Below are 1,146 nucleotides of genomic sequence, written 5' to 3'. Positions count from 1 at the left end.
GGAAGACCGCACGCCGGATGAGGCATACTTCGCGACACTGCCTGCGATCAAATCGGCAGCATGAACGCCCCGGTGGTTCCACTTAAAAATCTCGGGACCCTGCCCGAACAAGCGGCGCCACCTCTCACCGGAATCCCAATGCCAGGACTTTTGCCGACCTTCCTTAACCTTGGCCACCTGAACAACTGGAACCAAGGATGGGCGCGCCGATTGTTGATGACGAACTTTGGACGCTGATCGAGCCATTGCTGCCGTCGCCCAAACCCCGGCGCAAGAAGAATCGAGGCCGGTTGCCAGCCGAGCTGCACTGAACTGAATCTTGTTCGTGCTCGAGACCGGTATCCGCTGGCCCGACCTGTCGACGAAATAGGGATTTTGGATCGGATTCAACCTGCTGACGACGGTTGCGCGACTGACAGAAGGCCGGCGTCGGGAAACGACTGCAGGAGCTACTGCTGCCGAAGTTACGCGAGGCAGGCGAACTCGATTTCAGCCGAGCAGCCGTCGACTCTTTGGCTGTGCGAGCCGTTGGGGCGGGCGAAAAGCTGGTCCGAGCCCCACGGATCGCGCCCAGGCTCCAAGCACCACGTCCTCGTAGACGCCAATGGCGTCTTTGTCGGCGCGATCCTCACTGGGGCGAATCGTAACGACGTCACCCAGTTGCTGCCGCTGCCTGACGCCATTCCACCGATTGGCGGCGTACGTGGCCGGCCGCTTTAGAAGCCCATGGTCATCTACGCAAACCGTGGCTATGACTGCGAGGCATCGCCAGAGACTTCGCGAGCGAAGCATCACGCCGCGTATTGCCAGGCGCCGCACAGAACACGGGAGCGTTCTGGGAAAATTCCGTTGGGTTGTCGAACGTGCTCATGCGTGGTCTCACGACTTCCGTCGTCTTCGCATTCGCTTCGAACGTCGGGCCGACATTCACAAAGCACTTCTCAAATTCGGTTGCTCCCCCGCCTGCGGGAAGATTTTCAGACGGGCGGAGCAGCCTTTTTGAATCCGTCTCTTAAGCTGCTGTCACGGATCGGCGTAATCGAGCCGGGGATGATCGGCGTAATGAGGCCACCTGGAATGGCCCCGAAACGCGATTTCGAAGGGACTCAAGAATGCGTTTTTTTGCCTGATTTTGCAACCGCGTTT

Annotated in this window: 1 pseudogene; it reads left to right on the top strand. The window is 59.2% G+C overall.

Features of this window, described 5'->3' with window-relative positions:
* The first annotated feature begins 197 nt into the window (after positions 1-197).
* Positions 198-1,003, top strand: a pseudogene (locus AB3X86_RS38165) (IS5 family transposase).
* Positions 1,004-1,146 lie beyond the last annotated feature (143 nt).

This window comes from Paraburkholderia sp. BR14374 (genome assembly GCF_040948685.1).
In the GTDB taxonomy this organism is placed as follows: domain Bacteria; phylum Pseudomonadota; class Gammaproteobacteria; order Burkholderiales; family Burkholderiaceae; genus Paraburkholderia; species Paraburkholderia youngii.
The sequence above is the reverse complement of the archived record's forward strand: the minus strand, read 5'-3'. Positions and strand labels throughout refer to the sequence as shown.